Origin of the sequence: Paraburkholderia sp. RAU2J, assembly GCF_003634845.1 — a bacterium.
Lineage (GTDB): Bacteria > Pseudomonadota > Gammaproteobacteria > Burkholderiales > Burkholderiaceae > Paraburkholderia > Paraburkholderia fynbosensis.
The window spans coordinates 1035391-1060905 of sequence record NZ_RBXG01000002.1 but is presented as its reverse complement, the minus strand read 5'-3'; the positions used below and the strand labels follow the sequence as shown (position 1 = coordinate 1060905).

Sequence of the window (25515 nt, the reverse complement as noted above, 5' to 3'; positions counted from 1 at the left end):
GCAACCGCATTTATCAGCGCAGGAGCAGATCATGGACTCCGATCCGTCCGTTGAACCGACTGACAAACCTCTCGACCCCGCGCAGCCCCCCTCCGCCACGCCCCGCAAGACCCACTCGCCGCGAGGGACAAAACCGCTGGCCGACGACCTTCCTAACGCCGACGCGGAAGAGCCCGAACCTCACGAGCATCTTCCGAGTCGAAGCGACGACAACTGATTGAATGCCACAGGTGGGGACGCCGTCCGCCTTGATCCGCGCGGCACGCCCGCAAGTCGATCACGCATGCCTGGCCGCCGACGCCGCGAAGTCGAGGAACGGTCGCGGTTCAATCAAGGCATGTTCCGGTTTGAACCGGACAGGAGCAGATCATGCAGAACGTACTGGTAGGTTATGACGGGTCGGCATCCGCGCGACTTGCTGTCACTTTCGCGGTCGATCTCGCGAAGCGTTTTGACGCGCGCCTGCATGTGCTCGTCGTGGCGCGCGCGCCGGATTGGGGTTCGATAGAACTGGAAAGACAGGAACTGGTCGATTACGAGTTGCGCCACTCCAACAAAGTCCTCGACGACCTCAAGGCGACGCTCGCCTCCGACGGCGAACATCCCGAGTTCGATCTCATCATAGGGCAGCCCGCGAAGGAGATCGTGCTCTACGCGGAGCAGCACGCTATCGACCATCTTGTCGTCGGGCATCGCGGCCATACGCCGTTCGATCGCTGGCTGATCGGCTCAGTCGCCCGCCAGGTTCTCGCCTATGCACCGTGCGCCGTCACGATCGTGCGCGATCCGACGACGCTCAAAAAGCGCGTCGCGAAGGCCGCGCAACAATCGACGGACGAAACTCCGTTTGTATGAATGCCGGGCCACCGCAATAAACGGTTAGCTCCCGATGCCCGTCACAGAAAGCTTTCAAACGCGCCTATGAAACCGAATTCTTTGCTCTACGAATAAGCGCACGAGGGCCGGCGTCTCGCGCGTCAGGCGCGTGACGCCTGCAGGCGAGCGTCAAGGCGCGCCTGCAGGTCGCGCGTCGAGCCATGTCGGAACCTCTCGATGCCCTAACTGTCAACCCAGGATGTCACCCTTTTTTTAGGGGGTTTCAAATGGCTGCCTCGCAATCAGGGGCGATGCCCCTCTCCGATGAGGAAGCACGGCGCCAGTTGCGCCGCGCTGTCATCGCCAGCACGATTGGTACGACGATCGAATGGTATGACTTCTTCCTCTACAGCATCGTCACCGGTCTGGTATTCGCCAAGCTGTATTTTCCCGAATCGAACCCAATCGTCGGCACACTACAGGCTTTCCTGATCTATGCCGTCGGCTTTCTCGCGCGGCCGGTTGGCGCGGCCATATTCGGCCACTACGGCGACCGCATCGGACGCAAGGCCACGTTGATCGTGACGCTGTTGCTGATGGGACTCGCCACGTTTGCCGTGGCCTTTGTGCCGACCTATGCGGCGATCGGCATCTGGGGCGCCGTCGTGCTCACGGTGCTGCGCTTCATCCAGGGCGTGGGCGTCGGCGGAGAATGGGGCGGTTCGGTCCTGATGTCTATGGAGTGGGCACGCACCAACGCGCATCGCGGCTTCGTCGCGTCCTGGCCGCAGTTCGGCGTGCCGGCCGGTCTGTTCCTCGCGAACCTGGCAGTGCTGGCCATGAGCGAAATCTTCGGCAACGCATTTTTCACGTGGGGCTGGCGGGTGCCTTTCTTCCTCAGCATCGTGCTGGTCGCGATCGGCCTTTATATCCGCTTGAATATTCTGGAAACGCCGATCTTCGCGAAGCTCGTGGCTGAGCGCAGGATCGAGAAGACGCCGATGCTCGAAGTCTTGCGCCGCCAGCCGAAAGACATTTTTCTCTCGGCTTTTGCGCGCATGGCCGAACAGGCGCCCTTCTATATTTTCACGGCCTTCGTATTCACTTATGGCGTCACGACGCTAGGCGTATCGCGAGACCTGTTGCTAACAGCGGTGCTGGTGGCTTCCGTGCTGGAATTCGGCACGATCCCGCTGTTTGGACATCTGTCCGATCGGATCGGACGGCGACGCATGTACATGATCGGGGCCGCGGCTGTCGGCGTATTCGGCTTCATCTATTTTGCAATGGTCGACACCAAAAATCCAACGTGGATCTTCGCGGCCATTGTGCTCTCGCTGGTACCGCATGCGATGATGTACGGTCCGCAAGCGGCGTTGATCGCTGAATCATTCACGGGACGGCTGCGTTACAGCGGCGCATCGCTCGGCTACCAGTTGGCCTCCGTCATCGCCGGCGGCCCTGCACCGCTGATCGCTACCGCGCTGTTCGCTTACTTCCATTCGGGCTATGCGATCGCGATCTACATCCTCGCATGTGCGGTGCTCAGCCTAGTCGCCGCTTCGCGACTGGGCGACTACACGAACAAGGATATTTCGCGGGAATACGATGACCCGCGGCCGATCGGCGACAGCGGGCATGCCACCCCGAGTGCATGATCGATCAGCATGGGCGGCCGGTCGGACACGGATCGGTCGCGCAGCGGCCTTGCCGCGCGCAGAGCGTGCAATTAGCGCAGGTCTGCGCGCGGCTTCAGATGCCTCACCGCTTTTCCAACATCCGTCTTGCGGCCACGCGTCTATGATGATCAGATGGACGCTGACGGTTGGCTTGGTATGCGGATGCGGCCTGGCCGGAACGGGCAATGCTGAAACAAACGACCGGCTTTTAAAGCTGCTGCAATTGCAAACCTTAAATCGGATGGCATCGGATAGCGCGCCGAGGAAGAAGAACACTTCGGGCGACAACAGTGCGCGCCAGGATCGTGGGGCAGACCGTCCAGGGGCTTCGTCACAGCCAGACAATCGAGGCGCTCCCGGCAACGTGCCGGCGCGAAAGCCATAAGTTTCGACGGTGTCACTCCAGAAGGGCCATGCGTGCCACTGTCGCCGCCACAACTGTGATTCGCGCACAAAGTCTTTGCAGCTTTGCGAGGATGGAGTCAGCGGAGGCGGTCTACATGAATGATTTGCAGTTTTCGTTGTAGTGGGAAACGAACTGATCGATGCGATCAGTTGCCTGACTGAACCGAACGAACCGCGCCGGATGGCCTTATCGGTGATCAGCGCGAAGAAGCACTCCACCTGGTTAAGCCACGAACTGTAGGTGGAATGAAATGCATGTGCCAGCGGGGCGCGCTGCCAGCCACGCCTTGACCTTCGGACGCTTGTGACTGCTGTAGTTGTCGACGATGCAGTGGACCTCAAGCTCAGCCGGTATGGCCTTGTCGATTTCACGCAGGAACGACAGAAACTCCTGATGCCGGTGGCACGGCTTGCAGGTGGCGAGCACTGCGCCATTGATCACGTTCAGCGCGGCAAACAGCGTCGTGGTGCCGTGGTGTCACGGATCGGCGTAATCGAGCCGGGGATGATCGGCATAATGAGGCCACTCAGAACCACTTCTTTTTCCGTAAACTTGCTCATGGTGGATGGTTTGTTGTTTGCGGTTTTCTGACTTCGACAATCAGATTCTCAGCTGAAACCTCCACCGCTTTTAATCTCCCGCCTCAACTCCCCGTACACCACTTACCACTTAGCTCCCGCTCGGCCATACCCGTCCTCTGCAGGCTAGGCAACTTACTACTGTCAAACCGGAGAGCCTGTGCTGAACCGCTATTAACATAAACGAACCGGACTTCGCGATTCCTGATGGATTAACTTGGATTAACTTCGCATATTGCGACGGACCTTGTTTTGATATATAAGCTTAAACCGCATTATGGAAGAGGTGCGGCAAAGGGCTTATCTAAAAATGGCGCGCTTAATCCAGTTTCTTTTTTTATGGATTCGCGGTGCGTTAGTCGGGTACCTCCCGTTTCGTTTATGGCCGGCGCCCATGAAGCAGACGTCGGGACGTGTTACGAGCAATTGTTTGGCCGATTCGCTACTACTTCCGGGTGAGCGGCCGCTACGTGCTAGGTTTCGACTGAATCGGCTCCTTTCATTTTATGATTAGTTTTATATTTTTAAACTTGCGTATGAAGCATCGAGGAAAGGCGGGCATTGCCTATGTACTCAAGCATCGAAATAAATGCGATTTGTTAGGTTAGTTCAATAACCCCTTAAACCAACGCGGTGATGTTCATGATCGATTTATCGAAGTCATGGGTATACTGCTGGCCGGTCGCCGGTGTGTTAACAATCTTGGTCGCGATTGGCGCCCGAGCGACACCTCCATGCCCAGCCTGGGTAGTTACCCCGGCCGGGAGCGCATTTAATCTAGCGGCGCTGATTTCGGACAACGGTTCTCCGGCAGCGGCCCTTGAGAAGGTGCGCAACGCATTGGCGCGCGTAAACGATGGTGGTGAATGCGAATCAATAGGCGTCGACCCTGCTGCATGCGCCGAAACGATTTCACTCGCTCACAAAGCGATTGTGGCCTTGGAAAAATGTGGGGCACAAAATGCCCCGGCCAAGCCGGCCCCAAAAACGCGGCAGCCTTTGGAAACGGAGAACGAGCCACGCCCGTAGGCAGACGATCGACGACCTTGGCGCCTAACGCAAGTGCGCCGTCCTCACCGCGGTGACTCCACGATGTACACACCCGTCGATGCAGGTTTCGCCTTGCTACCTATGCCGTCCCCTCTTTGTGGTCGCAAAGCGCAAGCCAGAAGGCCCCCTCCCGTCCTTCACCGGTGAGCAGGCACCAGTTCGCCAAACCAGGTTGAAGTCCGTCACCTCGCGTCCACGAAAGGTTGATTGGCATAGAACCCAGACCGCTGATAATCCTTGCTTTGGGAGGGTGCGCAAATGCCACACAGCAGCGAATTCTTCGCTTTGCGCGGGCCGTTGCAAGATTGATCCGCGTGCCGCTTGATCTGGCATTGCTGGACTGCACCAACCTGTACATCCGATTCGGGCTTGGCCGCTAGTTCGATCAAACGGCATCCAACATTGCTGCAATGCATAGACGGCCTGAGTCAAGCTGCGGACATGTTTGACTGCACGTATCCCTTCCATCTCGCCCGAGCCGAAAAGATGCATTGGCGCAATCAACGGGCATATCGTTCGCTGCTTTTCGTAGCCGACCATCGTCTCTCCTGAAGGCATCGCCCGTCTCCCTGCGCGACTTGGTGAACTCCGCTCGCTGTTGCAGCACGTAAAGCGCAACCGGCAGAAGGCGACACGTGTTGTTGGACCGTCCAGGCTTTATAACCTGCGCCCGTCGACGGTGCTTTCCTGTTGGGAATGTTGCGAGCGCCAGAGTTGCAGAATCGAAGCTTCGCAATATGCCGCTGTGGGGAAAATTTCTGGTTCCGTCGCAATAGCGGCGGCTGGTATGCTGGGGAACCTTACAGAACGATGTGAACGACAATGAAAGCGCTCAGTCCTGCGGTAGCTAAGGTGCTGAAACGGTTGCACTCGGTCCCGCTTCATTCCAGCCAACTGCGGCCGCTTCTTCGGTCGGGACCTCGTGAAATCCCCAGTCGAGCACGGTCGCACCCTCGAGAAGGCCTTTGCTTGTCACCTTTCCGCTTTGCCTTAGAGAAGCAACGTAGCGCCCGCTGCCCTCACCGAGTTCTAGCTTGTCATATTGATTGGGCATACCGCGTTCGCCGGTTTTGAGATTCACAACAAACTCCAGTTTGACGGAATCTGCGCGAACGAACGGCGATAACAGGAAGATGCCGAAAGCCAAGAAAAGTTGTCGGGTTTTCTTCATGGGAGACTCTCCGATCACGTTAGCCTCTGCTCTGGCATAGACGAACTTGCCAGTCCTTCCCACGCGCGTCTGTTGCCCAGGACCTTACGCTTACAGATGGACGCGTGTGGGGTGGCTTTAAGGGCTTTCCCACGTACGATTCTTTGCGGTTGAGGCGTCGGCGATCGGTTATCGGAAACGCTCGCCACTTTGCCGAAGAGCCGGGGAAGCTTGTTCGAAAGTATCTCCCGGGCACAGTGACGGCGCCAGCCTCTTCGGAAAGCAAATGCCGGAGACCGTCGATATGCGGTTCGCAATTGGCGAATTGGCGATCTTCTTCGCGTCGCGTGCTGTCGATCGCATCATCGCGAGGTTCGAGCTGCGTATGTCCATTGCATATGGTGGCACCCGGCTAGTGTCCCGTTCCGCTGATTCGCGAACAGAGTCTGTGTAGCTTTTCGAGGATGGAATCAGCGGATGCGGTCCACATGAATGGTTTGCAGTTTTCGTTGTAGTGGGAAACGAACTGATCGATACGCTTGATCAGTTGTTTGACCGAGCCAAACGAGCCCCTGCGGATGGCCTTGTCGGTGATCAGCGCAAAGAAGCGTTCGACCTGGTTAAGCCACGAACTGTAGGTAGGAATGAAATGCATGTGCCAGCGGGGCTTTGCTGCCAGCCACGCCTTGACCTTGGGATGCTTGTGACTGCCATAGTTGTCCACGATGCAGTGCACGTCGAGTTCAGCCGGTACGGCCTTGTCGATTTCGCGCAGAAACGACAGGAACTCCTGATGCCGATGACGCGGCTTGCAGGTGGCGAGCACTGCGCCGTTGAGTACGTTCAGGGCGGCGAACAGCGTGGTGGTGCCGTGACGAACGTAGTCATGGGTAACGCCTTCGACGTAACCGAAACCCATCGGCAGCATGGGTTGCGTACGTTCGAGGGCCTGACACTGGCTCTTCTCGTCCACGCACAGTACCAGCGCGTTCTCCGGTGGGCTCAGGTACAGGCCGACCACGTCGCGCAGTTTCTCGATGAAGAATTGATCGGTCGAGAGCTTGAAGCTTTCGCTGCGATGCGGTTGCAGGCCCAGCAGCCTGAAGTAGCGGTGCACACTCGTCGGCGAGATAGCCGTTTCGGCGGCGATCGTGCGCACGCTCCAGTGCGTGGAGCCATCCGCTGGCTTGGTGTGCAGGGTCTTGTGAATCAGTTGAGCCAGCCGCTCATCGTCAATCGTGCGCGGCTTGCCGGGCCGCACTTCGTCATACAGCCCGTTGATGCGATGCTCCAGGAACCGGATACGCCACTTGCCCACCGTGGCACGCGTGATCTGAAGACGCTGGGCAATTGCGCTGTTGGGTTCCCCGGCAGCAGCAGCCAGCACGATGCGCGCACGCGTCACCAGCGCCGCCGAAATCGAGCGCGAACGCGCTATCGAAGTCAGTTGCGAGCGCTCATCTTCACTCAATACCAGGTCGGCCTTCGGTCGTCCCATGGGCATGCTGGTATCTCCCGTTCCGTTGATACCAGCATGCTACGTGAACATAGATTAGTTAACAACAGAACGGGACACTAGCTTCGGTCATTCGAAGGAGGTCTAGAATTAGCGTTTTATGGGCGTACTGCCCGAGGCCCGATCGAGCAAACGCCGATTCTGCGTAGTCACAAAAAGGCCCGCGATGACGAAAGAAATGCAACGAATCGATCCCGATGCCGGCTTCCCTTCGATCAGCCGCCACATTACCGTGCATCGATATGGGACTCGTGGCGCTCGACCAAAGATCTACATGCAAGCATGCTCTACATGCCGGCGGACGAGCATCGCAATATCCGCGCTGGCGGGTCCATGTCGATTCAACATTTGAGCACGGAGACCGAGAGTGAGCGGGGACGTCCTCCAGGAGCAGAATCATCGTCGATGGCGTGCACTGACGCTGCTCGCCGTCACGCTCGTCCTGTCGATGACACCGTGGTTCTCGGCCGCTGCAGTGATTCCTCAATTGCGCGCGGAATGGGCGCTGTCCGTAAGTGCGGCCGCGTGGCTAACCATCGCGGTTCAACTCGGCTTTGTGTGCGGGGCACTGGTCTCGAGCCTGCTTAACCTCTCCGACGTCGTGCCGCCGAAGCATATGATCTTGGGCGGAGCGGTCGGCGCTGCCACCGCGAACGGACTGCTGGAGGTCGCAAGCGGAGCAGGCGTCGGAATCGCATTGCGCTTCGCAACAGGTTTTTGCCTCGCTGGTGTCTACCCGCCAGCCCTCAAGCTGATGTGCACGTGGTTCCGCGAGGGGCGCGGTATCGCGCTAGGGATTCTCGTTGGAGCGATAGTGGTCGGCCAAGCGATGCCCCATCTCATCAACGGACTCGGTGGACTGAACTGGCGGGTGGTCATCGACGTAACCTGCGCGCTGACCCTCGCGGGAGGCTTAATCACAGTGGTCGCGGTGAAGGAAGGCCCTTTTCCCTTTCCCAGGGCGACGTTCGATCCCACGCAGGCGTGGCGCGTGTTCGAGAATCGGGGGGTTAGGCTCGCTTCGTTTGGCTACTTCGGCCACATGTGGGAACTGTTCGCAATGTATGCGTGGTTCTTGCCGTTCTTCTCGCAAGCGCTGGCAGCCAAGGGCATCAGGGTAGGCTCGTCCGCGGCCTACGCGACATTCGCGGTTATCGCCGCTGGCGGATTGGGCTGTTGGGTCGGTGGCATCCTCGGAGATCGGTGGGGCAGGACCAGGACGACTGCCCTCATGATGGCTATTTCCGGGAGTTGCTGCGTGCTCATCGGGCTGTTGTTCGACTCGTCCACGTGGCTTCTTCTCCTTGTGGGCCTGGTGTGGGGCTTCACGGTCGTCGCGGACTCGGCGCAGTTCTCTGCGATGGTGACAGAGCTTGCAGACCAATCTTATGTAGGGACAGCCCTGACACTGCAGCTTGCCGTCGGCTTCATCCTCACGGTCGCAACGATCTGGCTCATCCCGTTGCTCGCGGACACCTTCGGTTGGCAATGGGCATTTGCGTTTCTGGCTCCGGGGCCTGCTTTGGGCGTGGTGGCAATGCTGCGATTGAAATCCCTGCCTGAATCAGCCCGTCTCGCTGGTGGAATCGGCTAATGACAGCAATCAGTTTCGTCCCGCGCGGAGACTTTATTGGCAAAAATGTGGAAGCAGTGTCGTTTTGATCAGGACCATTACTTGAACGTTAGCCTGGACGAAGCTCGGCGGCTATCTGCCAGCGCCGCCTGAATGGCCGCTTTCGAGAAAACTCACTGGCCGTTGTGGGTCGGGAAGACTCATTCACATTTAGCGAAGGCTGACATTCACCGGCACCTGTTTGCGAATGTCAGCAAAGCGACCTGCACCCGCCGCACGCTTACAGAAAGGCGACCGTCGGCTATGGCCGATTATGCCAAGTCGTTGATTATGGAAAGTAGCTGTGCTGGTCGGCGGCACGAACCGGTAATCACAGGGTGTGGCGGCAGGTGACGCCCCACGAACTCGACATAATCTCAGCGATGATCTGGAGTAACGGTTCCACCTGAGGGGACCGTTATGAAGCCAACCCGTTTGTACCCGGCCAAGTCCAACGCGCCGTCTTTTGCATCATTCCCACCGCACATTACTGCCGAATTGCATCGCTACGATGCATATCTGCGCGATGTACGGGGACTGGCAGCCGAGACCCGTAAGAACCGACTTCGTGTTGTCGGTTTGCTCTTGCGAGACAGATTCGAGCGGTGCGCTATCGACTTCAGAAAGGTGCGCCCCGACGATGTTCGCCAGTTTCTTTCGGCGCAGTTGAGAGCAGGCGGCTCGGCTTCTTATGCCTCCCATCTGGCAGCAACGTTACGTAGTTATCTGCGTTACCGGACCGTTTGCGGAGACCAACCCGGCAAGCTCTCCACCGTCATTCTGAATCCGGTCCACTGGAAGCTGGCATCCCTGCCACGTGCGCTCAAGCCAGAAGAAGTTATCCGCCTCCTGGGCGCCGTTGCAGGCGCTCGGCGCTGGCCGAAGCGTAGCTATGCGATGGTCCGGCTGGCACTGGACATGGGGTTGCGTTCTGGCGAGATCGCACATCTCATGATCCGCGACATCGACTGGCGCGAAGGCACTGTGACGTTGAGAGGCACGAAGTCGCTGCGCCAGGACGTCATGCCGTTGCCGATGGCATGCGGGCAGGCGCTGGCTGACTATCTGCAACACGAACGTCCAGCGACCAGCCACCCGGCCCTCTTTGTCCGGCGAGTAGCAGGGCGAGACCAGCCCGTTACCTCGACGGCGGTCCAGAAGGTGATCAAGCGGGCCTGCAGTCGTAGCGGTCTGCTGCACTCCACTGCCCACGCACTTCGGCATACCCTGGCCTGTCGCCTCGTCGAGAACGGCAGCTCGCTCAAGGAAGTGGCTGACCTGCTGCGTCACCGGTCGCTCAATACCACCCTGATCTACGCCAAGCTAGACACGCCGAAGCTGTCGGCAGTCGCTCTGCCGTGGCCGGGGAGTCAATCATGAGCGCGCGCATCAGCTTGCAGCAGCGGATCGACGACTACTTCGTCGAGAGGCGCTCCCTGGGATTTGAGTTGCGCTCGCGGGACACGCTCCTGGCCAGTTTCGCCCGTTACGCCGCCGATCGGCATCACCGTGGCCCACTTACGGCCGACCTCATGACGGATTGGGCCCGGCAGGATAAATGGCACCGTGACACGCCGGCGACCTGGGCGGCCCGGTTGGCGATAGTTCGCCACTTCGCCCGCTACCTGAAGCAGTTCGAACCGGATACCGAAATCCCGGAGGAAGCGGTGTTCGGTCCTGAGCGGGGACGTGTTGCCCCGCATATCTTCCATGAGGACGAAATCGTTGCGTTGCTGGCGGCGGCCTGCCGGCTCGATCCAAAGGGAAGTCTCCGGCCAGTTACCTACGAGACCTTGTTCGGCCTGATGGCCTCGACTGGCCTGCGGGTCTCCGAGGCCATTCATTTGCGCGATGCCGACGTCGACCTCAAGCGTGGGATGCTGACCATTCGACAGACCAAGGTCGCCAAGTCGCGACAACTGCCGATCCATCCGGGCACCGTTGCCGCGTTAAGGCGCTACCGACGGCAACGCATTCAGCAGATTGCCAATACCCCTGACATGTCGTTTCTGATCAGCAGTCGTGGTCGGCGACTGGGACAGCCCCTTGGAGAGCGACAGGCTCATCGTGTCTTCAACTCGCTACGTGATAGCCTTGGCTGGGTGAACCGCGGCGCTCATACGGCGCCACGGCTTCATGATCTGCGGCATACCTTCGCCGTGCGACGCATGATGCTCTGGCATGCCGAGGGTACCGACATCGATCAGATGATGCTGGCGCTGTCGACCTACATGGGTCATGCCGAGATCTTCTACACGTACTGGTATCTGACGGCTGTTCCGGAATTGATGGCCTTGGCCGGCGGCAAGTTTGAGCGTTTCGCCGATCTCGCCGGAGACGGCAATGTATAGGCAAACTAAGACAGCGCCTTCGTTTGCCGCGCTCGTGCAAGCCTGGTTCGCCGAATACCTGACCCAGCAGCGGGCACTCAGCGAGCAAACCATTGCAGCCTATCGCGATAGCTTCGTACTCTTCCTTGACTTCGTAGAGGCGAGCCTGGGCAAGCCGCCAGCCACGATGGCACTCGCCGATATGACGCCGGAACTGATCATGGCCTTCCTCGATCACCTTGAACGTCAAAGGCACAATTGTGTACGCACGCGCAATGCACGTCTGGCAGCGCTGCGGTCGTTCCTGAAGTTTGCCGCGCACCGCGATGTCGCGTCGTTACAAGCGATTGAGCGCGCCTTGGGCGTTCCGGTCAAGCGCTTCGATCGCCCGATATTTAGCTATCTGTCGCGCGAGGAGATGCTAACGGTGATCGGTACGCCCGGCGGTTCCTGGCTGAGCCAACGCGATCACCTTCTGTTCCTGCTGATGTACAACACCGGAGCGCGCGTCTCGGAGATTACCGGGGTGAAAGTTGCGGATGTGGTCCTTGATGACAGTTCTGCCTGCATTCATTTGCGCGGCAAAGGACGCAAGCAGCGCAGTGTGCCGCTTTGGCGCTCTACCGTGAAGGCGGCACGGGCATGGTTGCGGGTCAATCCGGAATTCCAGCCGACATCGCCACTGCTTCCGAATCGGAACGGTCACGCAATGACGAGAGCCAATGTTGCGTTGAGGCTGACGTTGGCTGCCAGGAACGCAGCCCGTTCCTCTCCCGGTCTGGCAGAGCGACACGTATCGCCCCATACCATCCGACACACCACGGCCATGCACCTACTACAGGCTGGCGTCGACATCAGCGTAATCGCGTTGTGGCTCGGACATGAGAGCCCCGTCACGACACACCATTACGTCGAAGCCGACCTGAACATGAAGGAACGTGCGCTTGCCAGGCTTCACGAACCAGGCAGCAAGGTCCCGCGCTATCGGGCACCTGACTCGCTGCTCAACTTCCTGAAGGCGCTGTGATTATGCAAAGGCCGGAATTCGTGCTTGCCGCTTTCCATCAGCTCTCGACGCGAGTTCCGACCTGCTACTTTCCATAATCAACGACTTGGCATAATCGGCCTTATGGAAAGCTTCGCATAAGGCCGACGACCCGCCGGATGCTGACGTAGACGTCACACCACCGAGGTTGAAAAAAAGACCGTACAATGCAAACCTACTGCAAACAACGACCTGCTCAGTTGACTTTTTCCGACGTCGACTTTCCAGCTGAGCGCTAGAAGCCAACGGGTATGCCAGGCAGGCCGCCGCAACCCGTCCCTGAAACGCTCCGCCATAATTTAGTCAGAAAATTCCGTAGTGAATTTTTTTTAGTCACTGAAAGTGTCGCGCCTTGTTCCGCATGCCTGAGAGAGGGTGAAAAAGTCCGTAACTTTAGGAAACTGAAGGCTACGCTGCGCCCATCTCCTTCACTACCTTGCATTGAACCCGATGGAAACCCCTTTCAACGATCGCGGCGTGTCGGTCACGCGCAATGCCCTCTCGTCCGCCGGTCAGGTTTTTCCGCTGCGCGATATCTTGGGCGTGCAGGTCGTCACCGTGCCGAAGAACAAGGTCTTGCCGGTGACGATCTCGGTGCTCGGCCTGATCGGCGCGATTGCCGGCGTGATCTTCGGTTCGCCGGCGGGCATCGTGTGCGGTGTGATGCTGGTCGTGGTCGGCTGGCTCACCTGGGCCACGCAGGACATCACGCATCGGTTGATGGTGCAGACGGCCGACGGCGAACGCGAAGCGCTGATGAGCACCGATCGCGAATTCGTCGAGCGGGTGGGCGCCGCGGTGGACGAAGCGAAAGCGGCGGCGGTGCAAAAGGCGTGACGCTGTTCGCGTTTGCGCGAGGCTCGCTCATTAGCACGAGTTCGTTAGCACAAGTTTGATTCGTGCAGCACCAGCTTTTGCGTGCCATTGAGGCGCGCCCGATAAAAGTGGAGCGAGTATGGACAACGCGCGCCGCCTCTTGCGGGTCGGCGCAACCATAATGCTCACTTCAGTCGCCCCGTCTGAAATCTCCGTGCTGCGCGTTTCGCGCATCGGCCGCCGCGCCATCCATCCGATGGTTCCGCTCGTCGTTATCGACGTGACCGTGCCCGGCACGTCGTCGGCGCTTGCACGGCGAGCGCTCCATGCCGCGCTCGGCGGCGATCTGCGTCTCTACGTCGTGACCGTCGACCCGCTGCGCGAGCACATCGTCTTTCGCATCGAAGTGACCTCGCGCAGTCTCGACGACGTGATCGGCGTGCTGACCACCGCCCTCGACCGCGCGACGCTGGGCCCCGCGCATGCGACCATGATGCGTGCTTCGCGCCCGGATTGAAGCAGGCTTGATGCAGGCGCGTACCGGCGCCTGACTCACCGCGAGTAAACCTTTACACATCTTGGCAATTGCGCCCGAGCGGCCATGTAGAGTCGCCGCTTCCGTTGTTGCGTTCCTCTTGCAGGGTGCCTTCGCTTTGATGTGCTTGAGCGTGTCTCCATGCGCGGCCGCTCGTGAATGCCGTCGGGGCGGGCTTGTATGAGCGATCAGTCTGCCTCGCGCCTGCTCCGCACATGCCGCGAGTCGGCCTCACGCCGACCCGAAGCGCCTCCAGGCATTGCGATGCATTGCCCCGCAAAAGGACCGCGCCTTTTAGCGAGCGTGATCCATGTCCCTGTCATCTCTTCATGCCGCGCGGCGGCCTCTTCGTGCGCATTGGCAAACTCGCCTCCGTGCCGCTTTGCGTGCCCTCCAGCTGAGTCTTGCTTGCCTGACGGCGTGCGCGGCCACCGCCCTCGGCGGTTGCGCCGCCACCTTCCCGGTGCCCACGCCGCCCCCGTCCACGGCCATGCTGATCAACGGCGGCAACGACGGCCTGCTGATTCCGCTGCACGTGGAGCGCGCCGACGAGGATCACGCGCGCCTCGGCCTGCCGCTCCAGCTCGACGGCAAGCCGTTGTACGTCGCAGTCGACACCGGCACGCGAGGGGTGCGCATCCTGAAGTCGACGCTGCCGGGTTCGAACTACATGCGCGCCGGCGACGTCACGTCGCTGTCGTTCGCGAACGGCGCGGAAGTGGTGGGCGCCGCAGTGACGCTGCCGTTCAGCGTGGCCGGCACGAAGCCGGCGCCGATCGCCGCGCAGGCTGTCGATGTGGTGCGCTGTCTGCCGAGCGCAAAGCGTTGTGTCGCGATGGACGGCTACAGCGGGGAATTCGGTTGGGCGTTCTCCGGGATTGCCGGCATCGGCGCGGACCTGCCGGGCGATAGCTGCTGCACGCAGCCGCTGCGCGCGTTGCCGGGCAACATCGGTCAACGCTATCTGGTGCGCTCGAACTTCGCGAAGCCTTACCTCGTGCTTAGCCCGTCGAATGCGCTGACGAAGGACTACACGATGCTGCCGCTGGCCGCATCGAAAGACGGCGCGACACAATGGCCGACCGGCTGCGTACGCGTCGCCGACAAGATGACCTTCTGCGCGCCACTGGTGTTCGCCACCGGCAGTTCCGGCATGATCCGCATCGAAACGGACAAGACGCCGAACTGGACCGGCGACGACGACGTCGGCAACGTGCTCAATCGCGGCAACTACGAGGCGGCGATCGGCGTGGGTTCATGGACGCATCACTATGAGAGTGCGCAAGTCACGATCGTCAAGGCGAAGCCGAACGCGAACCGCATCGTGGTGGGTCTGATGGCGATGCAGAACATCGACGTGCTGTTCGATTTCCAGCGCGGCCAGTTGGGTCTGCGTGCGGCGAACGCGAGCGAAAGTTTCGCGCCGTGAGATTACTGGTGCGATAAAAAAGGCCGTGCGGTCCAACGATGAACCGCACGGCCTTGTCACTTGTAGCGCGCTAAAACGAAACAGAATCAGCGAGCCGGCATACTCAATCCAGATCGAGCTGGTTCACCCGCCAGATATTGCGCGCATATTCGCCGATCGTGCGGTCGGATGAAAACTGCCCCATCCCCGCGACATTCTCGATCGCGCTTTCGGTCCACGCGCGCCTGTCGACGAAGCGCGCATCCACTTCTTCCTGCGCCTTCGCGAACGCGTCGAAGTCGGCCAGCACCATGTAGTGATCGCCCCAGTCGACCAGCGTGTGGAAGATATCCGAGAAACGCAGCGGGTCGTCCGGCGAAAAGTAGCCGCTGCGGATCTGGTCGAGCGCCATGCGCAACTCCGGGTTTTCCTCATAGATGTGCCGGGGCCGGTAGCCGCTCGCGCGCAGGTCGTCCACCTCGTCTGCGGTATGGCCGAAGATGAAGATGTTCTCGCGCCCCACCGCGTCGCAGATCTCGATGTTCGCGCCGTCCATCGTGCCGATCGTCAACGCGCCGTTGAGCGCGAGCTTCATATTGCCGGTGCCGGACGCTTCGGTGCCCGCCATCGAAATCTGTTCGGACAGATCGGCCGCCGGAATGATCAGCTCGGCCACGCTCACGCCATAGTTCGGCACGAACACCACTTTCAGACGATCGCCGATCAGCGGATCGTGATTGACCTTCTCGCTGACGTCTCCGATCAGCTTGATGATGGACTTCGCCATCCGGTACGCGGACGCGGCCTTACCCGCGAACATCACGACGCGCGGCACCCAGTCGCGCTCCGGATTCGCGCGAATCTGGTTGTAGCGCACGATCACGTGCAGCACGTTCAGCAGTTGCCGCTTGTATTCGTGAATACGCTTGACCTGCAGATCGAACAACGCGTCCGGATTGAAATGCTGTTTCGTATGCTGCGCGAGGCGTTGCACGAGCCGCAATTTGCTTTGCCGCTTGGCGTCGCGCAAAGCGTCGATGAAGCCGCTGTCGGTGCGCAGATTGCGCAACTGCTCCAGCTCGAACAGATTGCTGCGCCAATGCTTGCCGATCCGTTCGTCGATCAGCGACGACAGCGACGGACTTGCTTGCGCGAGCCAGCGGCGCGGCGTGATGCCGTTGGTCACATTGGTGAAGCGATCCGGATAGATGCGCGCGAAGTCGGCAAAGATGTCGCGCGTCATCAGTTGCGAATGCAGCTTCGACACGCCGTTCACCTTGTGACTCGCGACGATCGCCAGATACGCCATGCGCACGCGCCGCTGCCCGTATTCATCGACGAGCGAAATGCGGCGGATCATCTCGGCATCATGCCCCGAGTGCTCGCTGACGTGCTTCAGAAACTGCGCGTTGATCTCGAAGATGATCTCGAGATGCCGTGGCAACAGACGCGCGAGCATCTCGACGTCCCACGTTTCGAGCGCCTCGGGCATCAGCGTGTGGTTCGTGTACGAGAAGATCTGCGTGACGTGTTTCCAGGCCTTGTCCCACGGCAGATGATGGACGTCCACCAGCAGACGCATCAGCTCGGGGATCGCCAGTACCGGGTGCGTGTCGTTCAGATGCACCGCAACTTTTTCCGCGAAGCGCCCGAACGTGCTGTGCGTGCGCTGATAGCGGCGAATCAGATCCTGCATGGTCGCCGAGACGAAAAAGTATTCCTGGCGCAGCCGCAGTTCGCGGCCGGCGGGCGTGGAGTCGTCGGGATACAGCAGGCGCGAGACGTTCTCCGACATGTTCTTCGTGTCGACCGCGTTGCGGTAGTCGCCGCGATTGAACGCGCCGAGATCCAGTTCATCGGTGGCGCGCGCCGACCACAGCCGCAGCGTGTTGGTCGCGTCCGTCGCGTAGCCGGGAATGACGGTGTCGTAAGCAGTGGCGTTCACATGTTCGGTGTCGATCCACTCGACCTTTTCGCCGCGCTGCACCGTGCGCCCGCCGAAGTGAACCATGTACTTGATCTCGGGCCGCGGAAACTCCCACGGATTGCCCGCGCGCAGCCAGTAGTCCGGCGCTTCGACCTGCTCGCCGTTGACGATTTCCTGACGGAACATCCCGTACTCGTAGCGGATGCCGTAGCCGAAACCCGGAATGCCGAGCGTCGCCATCGAATCGAGAAAGCAGGCCGCGAGCCGGCCGAGACCACCGTTGCCTAGCGCGGCGTCGGGCTCGATATTGACCAGCGCTTCCATATCGACGCCGAGGCTCGCGAGCGCTTCCTTCATCTGATCGTGAATGCCGAGCGCCAGCAATGCATTTGTAAAGGTCCGGCCGATCAGGAATTCCATCGACAGGTAGTAGACGCGTTTCACGTCCTGCTCGTATTGCAGGCGCGTGGTTTTCATCCAGCGCGCGACCAGCCGGTCGCGCACGGCGAGGGCTGCCGCGTGCAGCCAGTCATGTGGATGCGCGGTGACGGCATCCTTGCCGACGCCGTACATCATGCGATTGGAAATTGAGCGCCGTAGCGCGTCGACGGTACTGTTGAGCTGGTCGAATTCCAGATCGACGGCTGTCATCGAAGCCTCCGGTTAAAAACGACGCGGCATGCGCGGACCGCATAGGTGACGGACGGGAGGCGCGTGCCGGTCAGGCGGTTTAAGAAACAGAGTAGGACATTTTACGGCTGCCGCACACCGGTGAGCACAAGCGGTTAGCCACGCACGTGCCATGCCCGCAAGCACGGCGCATACAAGCCGTTGCGCGCCGATGCGACGGCCTGCGCGCACGGGCGCGGTGCAAATCCGCGCGTGGACGGCACTGCGGGCGTGCATTGCGGGCGCCGAATCCAGTCCTGAGTATGGCGAGTCGCAGCGCGTATTGGACAAACGGACGAACGCAGATAGACGTACGACACCATTATTTTTTCGCCGCGTGACGCGCGGATGAACCGGGTCGATTGATTCGATTTTCATGGTTGAATCAGGCTGCCTCGTCTGCAGAACAGTGATGCGAGTCACGTTTGACAGGGTGATACGCGCGGCGGTTCGAAGTGGCTGGACGGGTCTGACAGTTAGTTGCGTTCATGCGCTTCGATCGCGTCCGTCCAAATTAAAGCCCGCACTGTCCGCGCGCCAGCAGGAATTCCACGTCTCTGTAACAATCGCTACATTCCGCCGCGCGACCCGCTTCTCCCTGCCGATCAGGCGACGCGCACTTCACTCCACGCAACCCTGCCGCTCGCGTCGTGCTCCCTAAGAGCCGCCGCATCGGCATGCATAACCCGACGGGCCACGCTTTGTCCGACAAATCCAGCGCCACCGCCGCGCATGCTTTCCCGGCGGACGGCCCGATGTCCGCCGCCAACCGCCGCGCGATGGCCGCGATCATGCTCGCGGTCGCACTCGCCACGCTCGACACCGCGATCGCCAACACCGCCCTGCCCGCCATCGCCGCGGACCTGCATGCGGCGCCTGCGGCGTCGGTGTGGATCATCAACGCGTATCAGCTCGCGATGGTCGCGACGCTCCTGCCGCTCGCCGCGCTCGGCGATATCGTCGGGCATCGGCGCATTTATATCGGCGGCATTGCGCTGTTCACGCTGGCCTCGCTCGCGTGCTCGATGGCTTCGACGCTGCCCCTGCTCGCCGCCGCGCGCGTACTGCAAGGGCTCGGCGCGAGCGCGATCATGAGCGTGAATACCGCGTTGATCCGCTATCTGTATCCGCCGCACCGGCTCGGACGCGGTCTTGGCACCAATGCGCTGATCGTCGGCGTGTCGTTCGCGGTGGGGCCGACGGTGGCCTCCCTGATTCTGTCGGTGGCCGCGTGGCCGTGGCTGTTCGCGGTCAACGTGCCGCTCGGCGTGCTCGCGTTGGGCTTTGCATGGCCCGCGTTGCCACACACGGGGCGCGGCAAGCACAATTTCGATCCGGTCGCGGCGCTGCTCAACGTCATCACCTTCGCCGCATTGATTTTCGCGCTCGGCGAGGCGGCCCAGCGCGCATCGACGCAACTGGTGCTGAGCGCGGCGGCGATCGCGCTGGTCTTCGGCCTGCTGCTGATTCGCCGTGAAGCGGGCCACCCCGCGCCGATGCTGCCGGTCGATCTGTTCAAGCGGCCGGTATTCGCGTTGTCCGCGGTCACGGCCGTGTGCTCGTTCGCGGCGCAGGGCCTCGCGTTCGTTTCGCTGCCGTTCTACTTCGAGGACGTGCTGCATCGCAGCCAGGTCGAAACCGGCTTCCTGATGACGCCGTGGCCTGTCGTGGTCGCGTTGGCCGCGCCGCTCGCGGGCAGTCTGTCGGACCGCTATCCGCCGGGCCTGCTCGGTGCGATCGGGCTTGCGGTGATGTCGGCGGGGATGGCGTCGCTCGCATTGTTGCCGGTGCATCCGCATGTGCTCGACATCGGCATCCGGATGGCGATTTGCGGCGCGGGCTTCGGCTTCTTCCAGTCGCCGAATCTGAAGGCGTTGATGGCGAGCGCACCGCCCGAGCGCAGCGGCGGCGCGAGCGGCATCGTCGCAACCGCGCGGCTGCTCGGGCAGACCACCGGCGCGGCGCTGGTCGCGTTGAGCTTCGGGATTGCCGGCCGGCATGGTCCGACGCTCGCGCTCGGCACCGGCGCGTTCTTCGCCGGCGCGGCGAGCCTCGCGAGCGGACTGCGGCTTTTCGCGCCGTCGCATCGCGCGGATGCACACGTCAAGGCGTCGGCGAAATGAAAGAAGCGGGGGCCTGTGGACAGCGCCCCCGCTTCTTCGCCTGCTTAACCTGGCACCGCTCAGCGCGCCGCGAAATACCCCTTCACGGCGGCGATGAACGTGTCGATATCGGCGCGCGACACGTCCTTATGCGTGACGAAGCGCGACGCGTACAGCATCTGCGTGAGGATGCCGCGCTCCTTGAGCCACGCTTCGAGCGGCGCGCAATGCTGCTGCGGAAACTGCGCGAACACCATGTTCGTCGCGACCGACTGCACCTTCACCTGTTCGATCGACTCCAGACCCGCGGCCAGATGCGCGGCGTTCGCGTGGTCGTCGGCGAGACGCTCGACGTTGTGATCCAGCGCATACAGGCACGCCGCCGCCAGCACGCCGGCCTGGCGCATGCCGCCGCCCAGCACCTTGCGCCAGCGGTGCGCCACGTCGATCAGCGCTTGGCTGCCAACCAGCACCGAGCCCACCGGCGCGCCCAGTCCCTTCGAAAAACAGATCGAGATGGAATCGAATAGCTCGCACAGCGCCGCGACCGGCTTGCCCGACGCGACTGCCGCGTTGTAGACGCGCGCGCCGTCGAGGTGAGCCGCGAGACCCCGCTGACGCGCGAGCTGCACCGCCTCGGCGACATAGCCGGCCGGCAGCACCTTGCCGCCGATGGTGTTTTCCAGCGCCAGCAAACGCGTGCGCGCGAAGTGGTTGTCAATGGGCTTGATCGCGGCGGCGATCTTCTCGAGGGGAATCGAACCGTCGGCGGCATTTTCGAGCGGCTGCGGCTGGATGCTGCCGAGCACCGCCGCGCCGCCGCCTTCGTATTTGTACGTGTGAGCCAACTGGCCGACGATGTATTCGTCGCCGCGCGCGCAGTGCGCCATCAATGCCGCGAGATTGCTTTGCGTGCCGCTCGGGAAGAACAGGCCGGCTTCCTTGCCGGCGCGTTCGGCGACCGTGGCTTGCAGACGCAGTACGGTGGGATCGTCGCCCCAGACGTCGTCGCCGACTTCAGCGGCCGACATGGCCGCGAGCATCGGCGGAGTCGGGCGGGTTACGGTATCGCTGCGCAAATCGATCATTGTGTGTCCCTGTGCGTCCATAAATGACAGCCTATGCCCGCCGGCAGCGCGCCCTTTAATCGTGCGGCGAGGGAGTGCGGTGGTGGCGGGTCAGCCGTGTATTCTGCTTTTTGGTTTTTGTTTTGTCACTGGTGCAGCGCAGCACTCATCGGCAAGGACATGCGATAACCGGGCGCGGCGGCCCGCACCCGTGGGATGCAATTGCAGCAAAGCCGGCGCGCTCGCGCCGACAAGTTGCGCTAGGAATGCTCGACAGGGCGCGTCGTCTCGCCAGCGCCCGAGCTTCCGGCCACCGCTGCGTGCGGACCGATTTCCGGTCCCATCGTGACGAGCACGCTGCAACCGACCCGGTCCAGCAGCAGGCCGTCGCTTCTGCCGCCCCACCAGCGCGCGAGCCGGCTCGAATGACGGTGCCCGACGACGATCAGATCGACCTTCAGTTCGTTTGCCAGCAGCGGAATCTCGTCCAGCGGATCGCCGATGGCGAAATGCCCGCGCGCGATGATTCCGCGCGCGGCGAGTTTCTGCAACCCTTCGTCGAGCAAACTTCTGGCCGAATCGGTGATGAGATCGATTGGCACGGCGGAGGTAATGTCGGCGCCTTGAATCCACGCGGAATTGTTGAGGACGGAGAGGACGTGCACTTCCGCGTGAAGCTCCTGAGCCAGAGAAGCGCCGTCCTTCAACGCGTGCTGCCCCTCCCGGGTTCCGTCGTAACAGAGAAGAATGCGGTTGAATGTCGGCATGTCATTTCTCCCTGTGCTTTGCGTTTGCGAAACGCGACAACACGGCCGCCCGCTTCTCATACGACACAGGCGAAAACGGGTGCGCCACGCTCGACGCCAACAGTGCATAGCCCCAGCGCCAGCATATTCTCAGTTCATTGTATGTCATTTTGTGATATATGAGCCGCCTGGCATCCGAAGGTGAAAGCGGGTGCAAGAAAACTCGGCCAGCAATGCTCAATCGTCATGCCCAAATCGCGCATCGCCAGACTCGATCTGTAGGACGAAACGACATTGCTGCTCGCCGTGGAACAGATCTGGAGTCAATTTTTATATCACAATGCAATATAATGACCGCCAAAGAGCACTCGTGTTGCCAGGGTTTCCCCGGTAATGCCGGGCCACATCATCAACTCCTTTCCCCGTCCAGATTTGTTCCGCTCCATTGCCCTGCGCTGGCTTGCCAGTTTCATTCCCGCACCGGTCGCCGTGAAATGGCAGGAGCGCGCCCGCTCGTGTCTCGGCGCGCTGCTCGGCATCGCATTCACCGGCGGCTCCATGTATCTGCTGCTGGGGCCGGCCCCGAACATCCCGCTGCTCGTCGCGCCGATGGGCGCATCCGCCGTGCTGTTGTTTGCCGTGCCGGCCAGTCCGCTCGCGCAGCCCTGGTCGATCATCGGCGGCAATCTCGTGTCGGCGACGATCGGCGTGACCTGTGCCCATGCAGTCGCCGATCCGACCCTTGCCGCCGCGCTGGCGGTCGCGCTGTCGATCGGCGGGATGTTTGCGTTGCGCTGCGTTCACCCGCCGTCGGGCGCAGTCGCATTGACGGCGGTGCTGGGTGGGCCCGCCATTCATGCGCTGGGCTACCGGTTCGTGCTGGAGCCGATTGCGCTCCAGTCGGTTGCGCTGCTCGCCGCGGCGCTCACCTATCACGCCGTCACGGGCCATCGCTACCCGCACGCGGGGCGGCAGAACCGTAGCGCGCCAGCCGACGACGCGTCGCCAGGCGGCTTCACCCGCGCGGATCTCGACACGGTGTTGAAGCGCCGCGGCGAAATGCTGGACATCGATCCGGACGATCTCGAATCGCTGCTGCGCGAAACGCAGCTTCAGGCCTTCTCGCGCAGCTTCAACGAACTGAGCTGCGAAGACATCATGTCCCGTCACGTGGTGACGGTCTCCGTGACCACGCGCGCGACGACTGCGTGGGGTCTGTTGAAACGCAACAAGGTCAAGGCGCTCCCCGTTATCGATGCCGACCAGAACCTGATCGGCATCGTGACGCGAACCGACCTTGTCGATAAGCGGGTTTTCAGCAAGTTCGCGCCGATCACCACACACATCGACGGCTGGCTGCGGGGCGACGCACGCCGCCCTCCGGCCGTCGGCCACGTGATGAGTACCGAGGTCCGCACCATCGCGGTCTCGGCGCCGATCACCGACCTCGTGCCGATGTTCGCCCATCACGGCCACCACCATATTCCGGTGCTCGATGCCGCCGGGCATCTGATCGGCATGATTACGCAGGTGGACCTGATCTCCGGCCTCTACCGCCAAACCGTGATGAAGGCACAGCAGACTGCCTGACGGCATCCGGCAGCAGAAGCGAATACATCACTTTGTGATATATTCAACGTTTTATCTGTATGCACAGGCCCTCCTATGAAAGTACGGACTCGTGGACTGACGAAACCCGACTTCGAGCAACTCTCGGAGTTTCGCTATCAGATGCGGCGCTTCGAGCGCTTCTCCGAACAGGCCGCGCAGAGCGAGGGCATCACGCCGTTGCAGTATCTGTTGCTGCTGCATATCAAGGGGTACCCCGGGCGCGACTGGGCGAGCGTCGGCGAACTCGCCGAGCGGCTGCAGTCGCAGCATCACGGCGTCGTCGCGCTGGTGTCGCGCTGCGAGGCACTCAATCTGGTGCGCCGCCAGGTCAGCGAAACCGATCGCCGGCAGGTGGAAGTGCACCTTGAACAAACGGGCGAGCGCGTGCTTGCGAGACTCGCGGAACTGCACCGCGCCGAATTGAAATCGCTCGAGGGCGCTTTCCAGATTCCACAGATCGACTTCGACTAATCGTGAGCATGGATTCCCATAAGCGTGATTTTTCGGCCAACGCCCGGCTGCCTGGCATTTTTGCGCTGGCCGCGTGCATCGGCATGGTCAGCACGCTGGCCGCATTCGTGTTGCTGAACCTGATTCATCTGTTCACCAACCTGTTCTTCTTCGGCACGCTGTCGTTCGCCGAACGTTCGGCCGCCGAAAACACACTCGGCCTTTGGGTGATCGGCGTGCCGGTGATCGGCGGCCTGATCGTCGGGCTGATGGCCCGTTATGGCTCGGAAAAAATCCGCGGGCACGGCATTCCCGAGGCGATCGAAGCGATCCTGTTCGGCAAGAGCAGGATGTCGCCGAAGGTGGCGGTGCTCAAGCCGCTGTCGTCAGGCATCGTGATCGGCAGCGGCGGCCCATTCGGCGCGGAAGGTCCGATCATCATGACCGGCGGCGCACTCGGCTCGCTGATCGCGCAATGCGTGAAGGTCACGGCGGCGGAACGCAAGACGCTGCTGGTGGCGGGCGCCGCCGCCGGCATGACCGCGGTGTTCGGCACGCCGGTGGCGGCCGTACTGCTCGCGGTCGAACTGCTGCTGTTCGAGTGGCGCCCGCGCAGCTTCCTGCCGGTGGCGGTGGCCTGTGCGGTCGCCGGTTTCGCCCGCGCGCTGTTCTTCGGCACGGGCCCGTTGTTCCCGCTCGAAACCGCCGCACCGGATGGCTGGTCGCTGCTGTCCTGCGTGGTCGCCGGGCTGCTGTCGGGCGCGCTCGCCTCCGGACTTTCCGCCGCGCTGTACAAGACGGAAGACCTGTTCGGCAAACTGCCGATCCACTGGATGTGGTGGCCCGCGTTGGGCGGGATCGTGGTCGGCATCGGCGGATGGCTCGAACCGCGCGCACTTGGCGTCGGTTACGACGTGATCGGCGATCTGCTGCATCAGCACATCGCGTTGCAGGTCGCACTCCTGCTGCTAGCGGTGAAGGCCGTCATGTGGGTCGTCGCGCTCGGGTCCGGCACTTCCGGCGGCGTGCTCGCGCCGCTGCTGATGCTCGGCGCCGGCCTCGGCGCAGTGCTCTCGCACTGGCTGCCGGGCAACCAGCCGGCGTTGTGGCCGCTCGTTTGCATGGCCGCCACGCTCGGCGCCACCCTCGGTGCGCCATTGACGGCGATCGTGTTCGCGTTCGGTCTCACTCATGACAGCAACGCACTGCTGCCGCTCCTGACTGCGACGCTGATCGCGCACGGCTTTTCGACGGTCGTGATGCGTCGCTCGATCATGACCGAGAAAATCGCGCGCCGTGGCTACCACATCTATCGGGAGTATGGCGTCGATCCGCTCGAGCGTCATTACGTCGACGAGGTGATGACGACCACGGTCGAATCGATCGACGCGGAGACAGTGGTCGGCGACGCGCTGTCGACGTTTTTCGGCGTCAGCCAACTGCGCCGGGCCTATCCCGTCGTCCGTGAAGGTGCGGTGATCGGCGTGGCCGACCGCGCATTGCTCGAACGCTTCTGCGCTAAAGACAGTGAAGCCGAAGCGGCAAAGCGCGCGCTCAAGCTCGCCGACGTGTTCGACCAAACCACCCCCGCGTTTGCGTTGCCGTCGGAAACCTGCCGCCTTGTCGCGACGCGGCTGGCCGTGCACAATCTCGAACGATTGCCCGTGGTGGCCGACCACGAGAGCATGCGCCTCGTCGGCATCGTGTCGCGCAGCGATCTGGTCAAACCGTCGCTCAGCCATTTCGAAGAAGAGCACAAACGGGAGCGTTTTCGGCGCCTGACACCGGCGCGCGGCAAGCGGCGCTTTGCGCCAGTTCGCAAAGCGGGCTGAAAGAGGCGCATCGGAATCGAGGCTGTTTGCGCGCAGCGGCGCTAGTTGCCCGCGCCGCGCTCGCTGACACAACTCAGCACGAGTGTGTCACCCCATCTCACTGCGGGACCGAGTGCGGCCGTATGGAACTCCGCACTGTCGCAACGCCACTCGGCCACGAAGTCATTGCG

At 61.6% G+C, this 25515-nt stretch carries 18 protein-coding genes and 1 pseudogene; 13 read left to right on the top strand and 6 right to left on the bottom strand.

Going from position 1 to position 25515, the window contains the following annotated elements; all coding sequences use genetic code 11:
• Positions 1–369: 369 nt before the first annotated feature.
• Both B0G69_RS22220 and B0G69_RS22215 read left to right on the top strand, forming a co-directional pair.
• Complete coding sequence (locus B0G69_RS22220; protein WP_121321050.1) at positions 370–855, top strand: universal stress protein; 486 nt, start codon at positions 370–372, stop codon at positions 853–855.
• 248 nt (positions 856–1103) lie between these two features.
• Positions 1104–2474 (top strand): MFS transporter, encoded by a 1371-nt coding sequence (locus B0G69_RS22215; RefSeq protein ID WP_121321048.1) that lies wholly within the window; start codon positions 1104–1106, stop codon positions 2472–2474.
• Between the two features lie 520 nt (positions 2475–2994).
• On the opposite strand, the pseudogene B0G69_RS22205 reads toward B0G69_RS22215, so the two are convergent.
• The 3 genes and pseudogenes from B0G69_RS22205 to B0G69_RS22190 form a co-directional block, all read right to left on the bottom strand.
• A pseudogene (locus B0G69_RS22205) lies at positions 2995–3375 on the bottom strand (IS630 family transposase); the annotation flags it as partial.
• Positions 3376–5376: 2001 nt separating this feature from the next.
• Entirely contained in the window at positions 5377–5700 is a 324-nt protein-coding gene (locus tag B0G69_RS22195; RefSeq protein ID WP_121321044.1) for a hypothetical protein, read from the bottom strand.
• A gap of 391 nt (positions 5701–6091) precedes the next feature.
• Positions 6092–7183 (bottom strand): IS630 family transposase, encoded by a 1092-nt coding sequence (locus B0G69_RS22190; protein WP_121321042.1) that lies wholly within the window; start codon positions 7181–7183, stop codon positions 6092–6094.
• A 379-nt stretch (positions 7184–7562) separates the two neighbouring features.
• Here B0G69_RS22190 and B0G69_RS22185 point away from each other — a divergent pair, with 379 nt between their 5' ends.
• The 7 genes from B0G69_RS22185 (at position 7563) to B0G69_RS22155 (ending at position 14962) form a co-directional block, all read left to right on the top strand.
• On the top strand, positions 7563–8789 hold the full coding sequence (locus B0G69_RS22185; protein WP_121321040.1) for an MFS transporter: 1227 nt from the start codon (positions 7563–7565) through the stop codon (positions 8787–8789).
• Between the two features lie 438 nt (positions 8790–9227).
• Positions 9228–10187, top strand: coding sequence for a tyrosine-type recombinase/integrase (locus B0G69_RS22180; protein ID WP_121317750.1), 960 nt, complete (start codon positions 9228–9230; stop codon positions 10185–10187).
• Positions 10184–11158: a tyrosine-type recombinase/integrase gene (locus B0G69_RS22175; RefSeq protein ID WP_121317752.1), complete on the top strand. Its 975-nt coding sequence runs from the start codon at positions 10184–10186 to the stop codon at positions 11156–11158. The genes B0G69_RS22180 and B0G69_RS22175 overlap by 4 nt, the downstream gene beginning before the upstream one ends.
• A complete protein-coding gene (locus tag B0G69_RS22170; protein ID WP_121317754.1) occupies positions 11151–12164 on the top strand; it encodes a tyrosine-type recombinase/integrase in 1014 nt (337 codons plus the stop codon). Before B0G69_RS22175 ends, B0G69_RS22170 begins: the two co-directional genes overlap by 8 nt.
• 468 nt (positions 12165–12632) lie before the next feature.
• Positions 12633–13019 (top strand): DUF6232 family protein, encoded by a 387-nt coding sequence (locus B0G69_RS22165; RefSeq protein WP_121321038.1) that lies wholly within the window; start codon positions 12633–12635, stop codon positions 13017–13019.
• A 160-nt stretch (positions 13020–13179) separates the two neighbouring features.
• On the top strand, positions 13180–13515 hold the full coding sequence (locus B0G69_RS22160; RefSeq protein ID WP_241991431.1) for a hypothetical protein: 336 nt from the start codon (positions 13180–13182) through the stop codon (positions 13513–13515).
• A gap of 328 nt (positions 13516–13843) precedes the next feature.
• Positions 13844–14962 carry a hypothetical protein gene (locus B0G69_RS22155; RefSeq protein ID WP_121321036.1) on the top strand — a complete coding sequence of 373 codons (1119 nt, stop codon included), beginning with the start codon at positions 13844–13846 and terminating at the stop codon, positions 14960–14962.
• A gap of 103 nt (positions 14963–15065) precedes the next feature.
• Here B0G69_RS22155 and B0G69_RS22150 read toward each other — a convergent pair whose 3' ends face one another.
• On the bottom strand, positions 15066–17519 hold the full coding sequence (locus tag B0G69_RS22150; protein WP_121321034.1) for a glycogen/starch/alpha-glucan phosphorylase: 2454 nt from the start codon (positions 17517–17519) through the stop codon (positions 15066–15068).
• Positions 17520–18292: 773 nt separating this feature from the next.
• On the opposite strand from B0G69_RS22150, the gene B0G69_RS22145 reads away from it, so the two are divergent.
• Positions 18293–19660 carry an MFS transporter gene (locus B0G69_RS22145; RefSeq protein WP_199731392.1) on the top strand — a complete coding sequence of 456 codons (1368 nt, stop codon included), beginning with the start codon at positions 18293–18295 and terminating at the stop codon, positions 19658–19660.
• A gap of 59 nt (positions 19661–19719) precedes the next feature.
• Here the strand turns inward: B0G69_RS22145 and ltaE are convergent, their stop codons facing one another.
• Together ltaE and B0G69_RS22135 are read right to left on the bottom strand one after the other, a co-directional pair.
• Positions 19720–20727: a low-specificity L-threonine aldolase gene (ltaE, locus tag B0G69_RS22140; RefSeq protein ID WP_121321030.1), complete on the bottom strand. Its 1008-nt coding sequence runs from the start codon at positions 20725–20727 to the stop codon at positions 19720–19722.
• Between the two features lie 239 nt (positions 20728–20966).
• Positions 20967–21473: a universal stress protein gene (locus B0G69_RS22135; RefSeq protein ID WP_121321028.1), complete on the bottom strand. Its 507-nt coding sequence runs from the start codon at positions 21471–21473 to the stop codon at positions 20967–20969.
• Between the two features lie 411 nt (positions 21474–21884).
• Here B0G69_RS22135 and B0G69_RS22130 point away from each other — a divergent pair, with 411 nt between their 5' ends.
• From B0G69_RS22130 to B0G69_RS22120, 3 genes are all read left to right on the top strand, one after another.
• The gene (locus B0G69_RS22130) at positions 21885–23042 is read left to right on the top strand and encodes an HPP family protein (RefSeq protein ID WP_199731318.1); all 1158 of its coding nucleotides are present in this window, start codon (positions 21885–21887) and stop codon (positions 23040–23042) included.
• Positions 23043–23117: 75 nt separating this feature from the next.
• Positions 23118–23534: a helix-turn-helix domain-containing protein gene (locus B0G69_RS22125; protein ID WP_121321026.1), complete on the top strand. Its 417-nt coding sequence runs from the start codon at positions 23118–23120 to the stop codon at positions 23532–23534.
• 2 nt (positions 23535–23536) lie between these two features.
• Complete coding sequence (locus B0G69_RS22120; RefSeq protein ID WP_121321024.1) at positions 23537–25345, top strand: chloride channel protein; 1809 nt, start codon at positions 23537–23539, stop codon at positions 25343–25345.
• The last annotated feature ends 170 nt before the right edge of the window (positions 25346–25515 follow it).

Excerpts from the sequence above, each read along its gene's own strand:
- B0G69_RS22220 (WP_121321050.1), top strand. The coding sequence starts at position 370 with ATGCAGAACGTACTGGTAGGTTATGACGGGTCGGCATCCGCGCGACTT.
- B0G69_RS22215 (WP_121321048.1), top strand. The coding sequence starts at position 1,104 with ATGGCTGCCTCGCAATCAGGGGCGATGCCCCTCTCCGATGAGGAAGCA.
- B0G69_RS22195 (WP_121321044.1), bottom strand. The coding sequence starts at position 5,700 with ATGAAGAAAACCCGACAACTTTTCTTGGCTTTCGGCATCTTCCTGTTA.
- B0G69_RS22190 (WP_121321042.1), bottom strand. The coding sequence starts at position 7,183 with ATGCCCATGGGACGACCGAAGGCCGACCTGGTATTGAGTGAAGATGAG.
- B0G69_RS22180 (WP_121317750.1), top strand. The coding sequence starts at position 9,228 with ATGAAGCCAACCCGTTTGTACCCGGCCAAGTCCAACGCGCCGTCTTTT.
- B0G69_RS22175 (WP_121317752.1), top strand. The coding sequence starts at position 10,184 with ATGAGCGCGCGCATCAGCTTGCAGCAGCGGATCGACGACTACTTCGTC.
- B0G69_RS22170 (WP_121317754.1), top strand. The coding sequence starts at position 11,151 with ATGTATAGGCAAACTAAGACAGCGCCTTCGTTTGCCGCGCTCGTGCAA.
- B0G69_RS22165 (WP_121321038.1), top strand. The coding sequence starts at position 12,633 with ATGGAAACCCCTTTCAACGATCGCGGCGTGTCGGTCACGCGCAATGCC.
- B0G69_RS22160 (WP_241991431.1), top strand. The coding sequence starts at position 13,180 with ATGCTCACTTCAGTCGCCCCGTCTGAAATCTCCGTGCTGCGCGTTTCG.
- B0G69_RS22155 (WP_121321036.1), top strand. The coding sequence starts at position 13,844 with ATGTCCCTGTCATCTCTTCATGCCGCGCGGCGGCCTCTTCGTGCGCAT.
- B0G69_RS22150 (WP_121321034.1), bottom strand. The coding sequence starts at position 17,519 with ATGACAGCCGTCGATCTGGAATTCGACCAGCTCAACAGTACCGTCGAC.
- B0G69_RS22145 (WP_199731392.1), top strand. The coding sequence starts at position 18,293 with ATGTCCGCCGCCAACCGCCGCGCGATGGCCGCGATCATGCTCGCGGTC.
- ltaE (WP_121321030.1), bottom strand. The coding sequence starts at position 20,727 with ATGATCGATTTGCGCAGCGATACCGTAACCCGCCCGACTCCGCCGATG.
- B0G69_RS22135 (WP_121321028.1), bottom strand. The coding sequence starts at position 21,473 with ATGCCGACATTCAACCGCATTCTTCTCTGTTACGACGGAACCCGGGAG.
- B0G69_RS22125 (WP_121321026.1), top strand. The coding sequence starts at position 23,118 with ATGAAAGTACGGACTCGTGGACTGACGAAACCCGACTTCGAGCAACTC.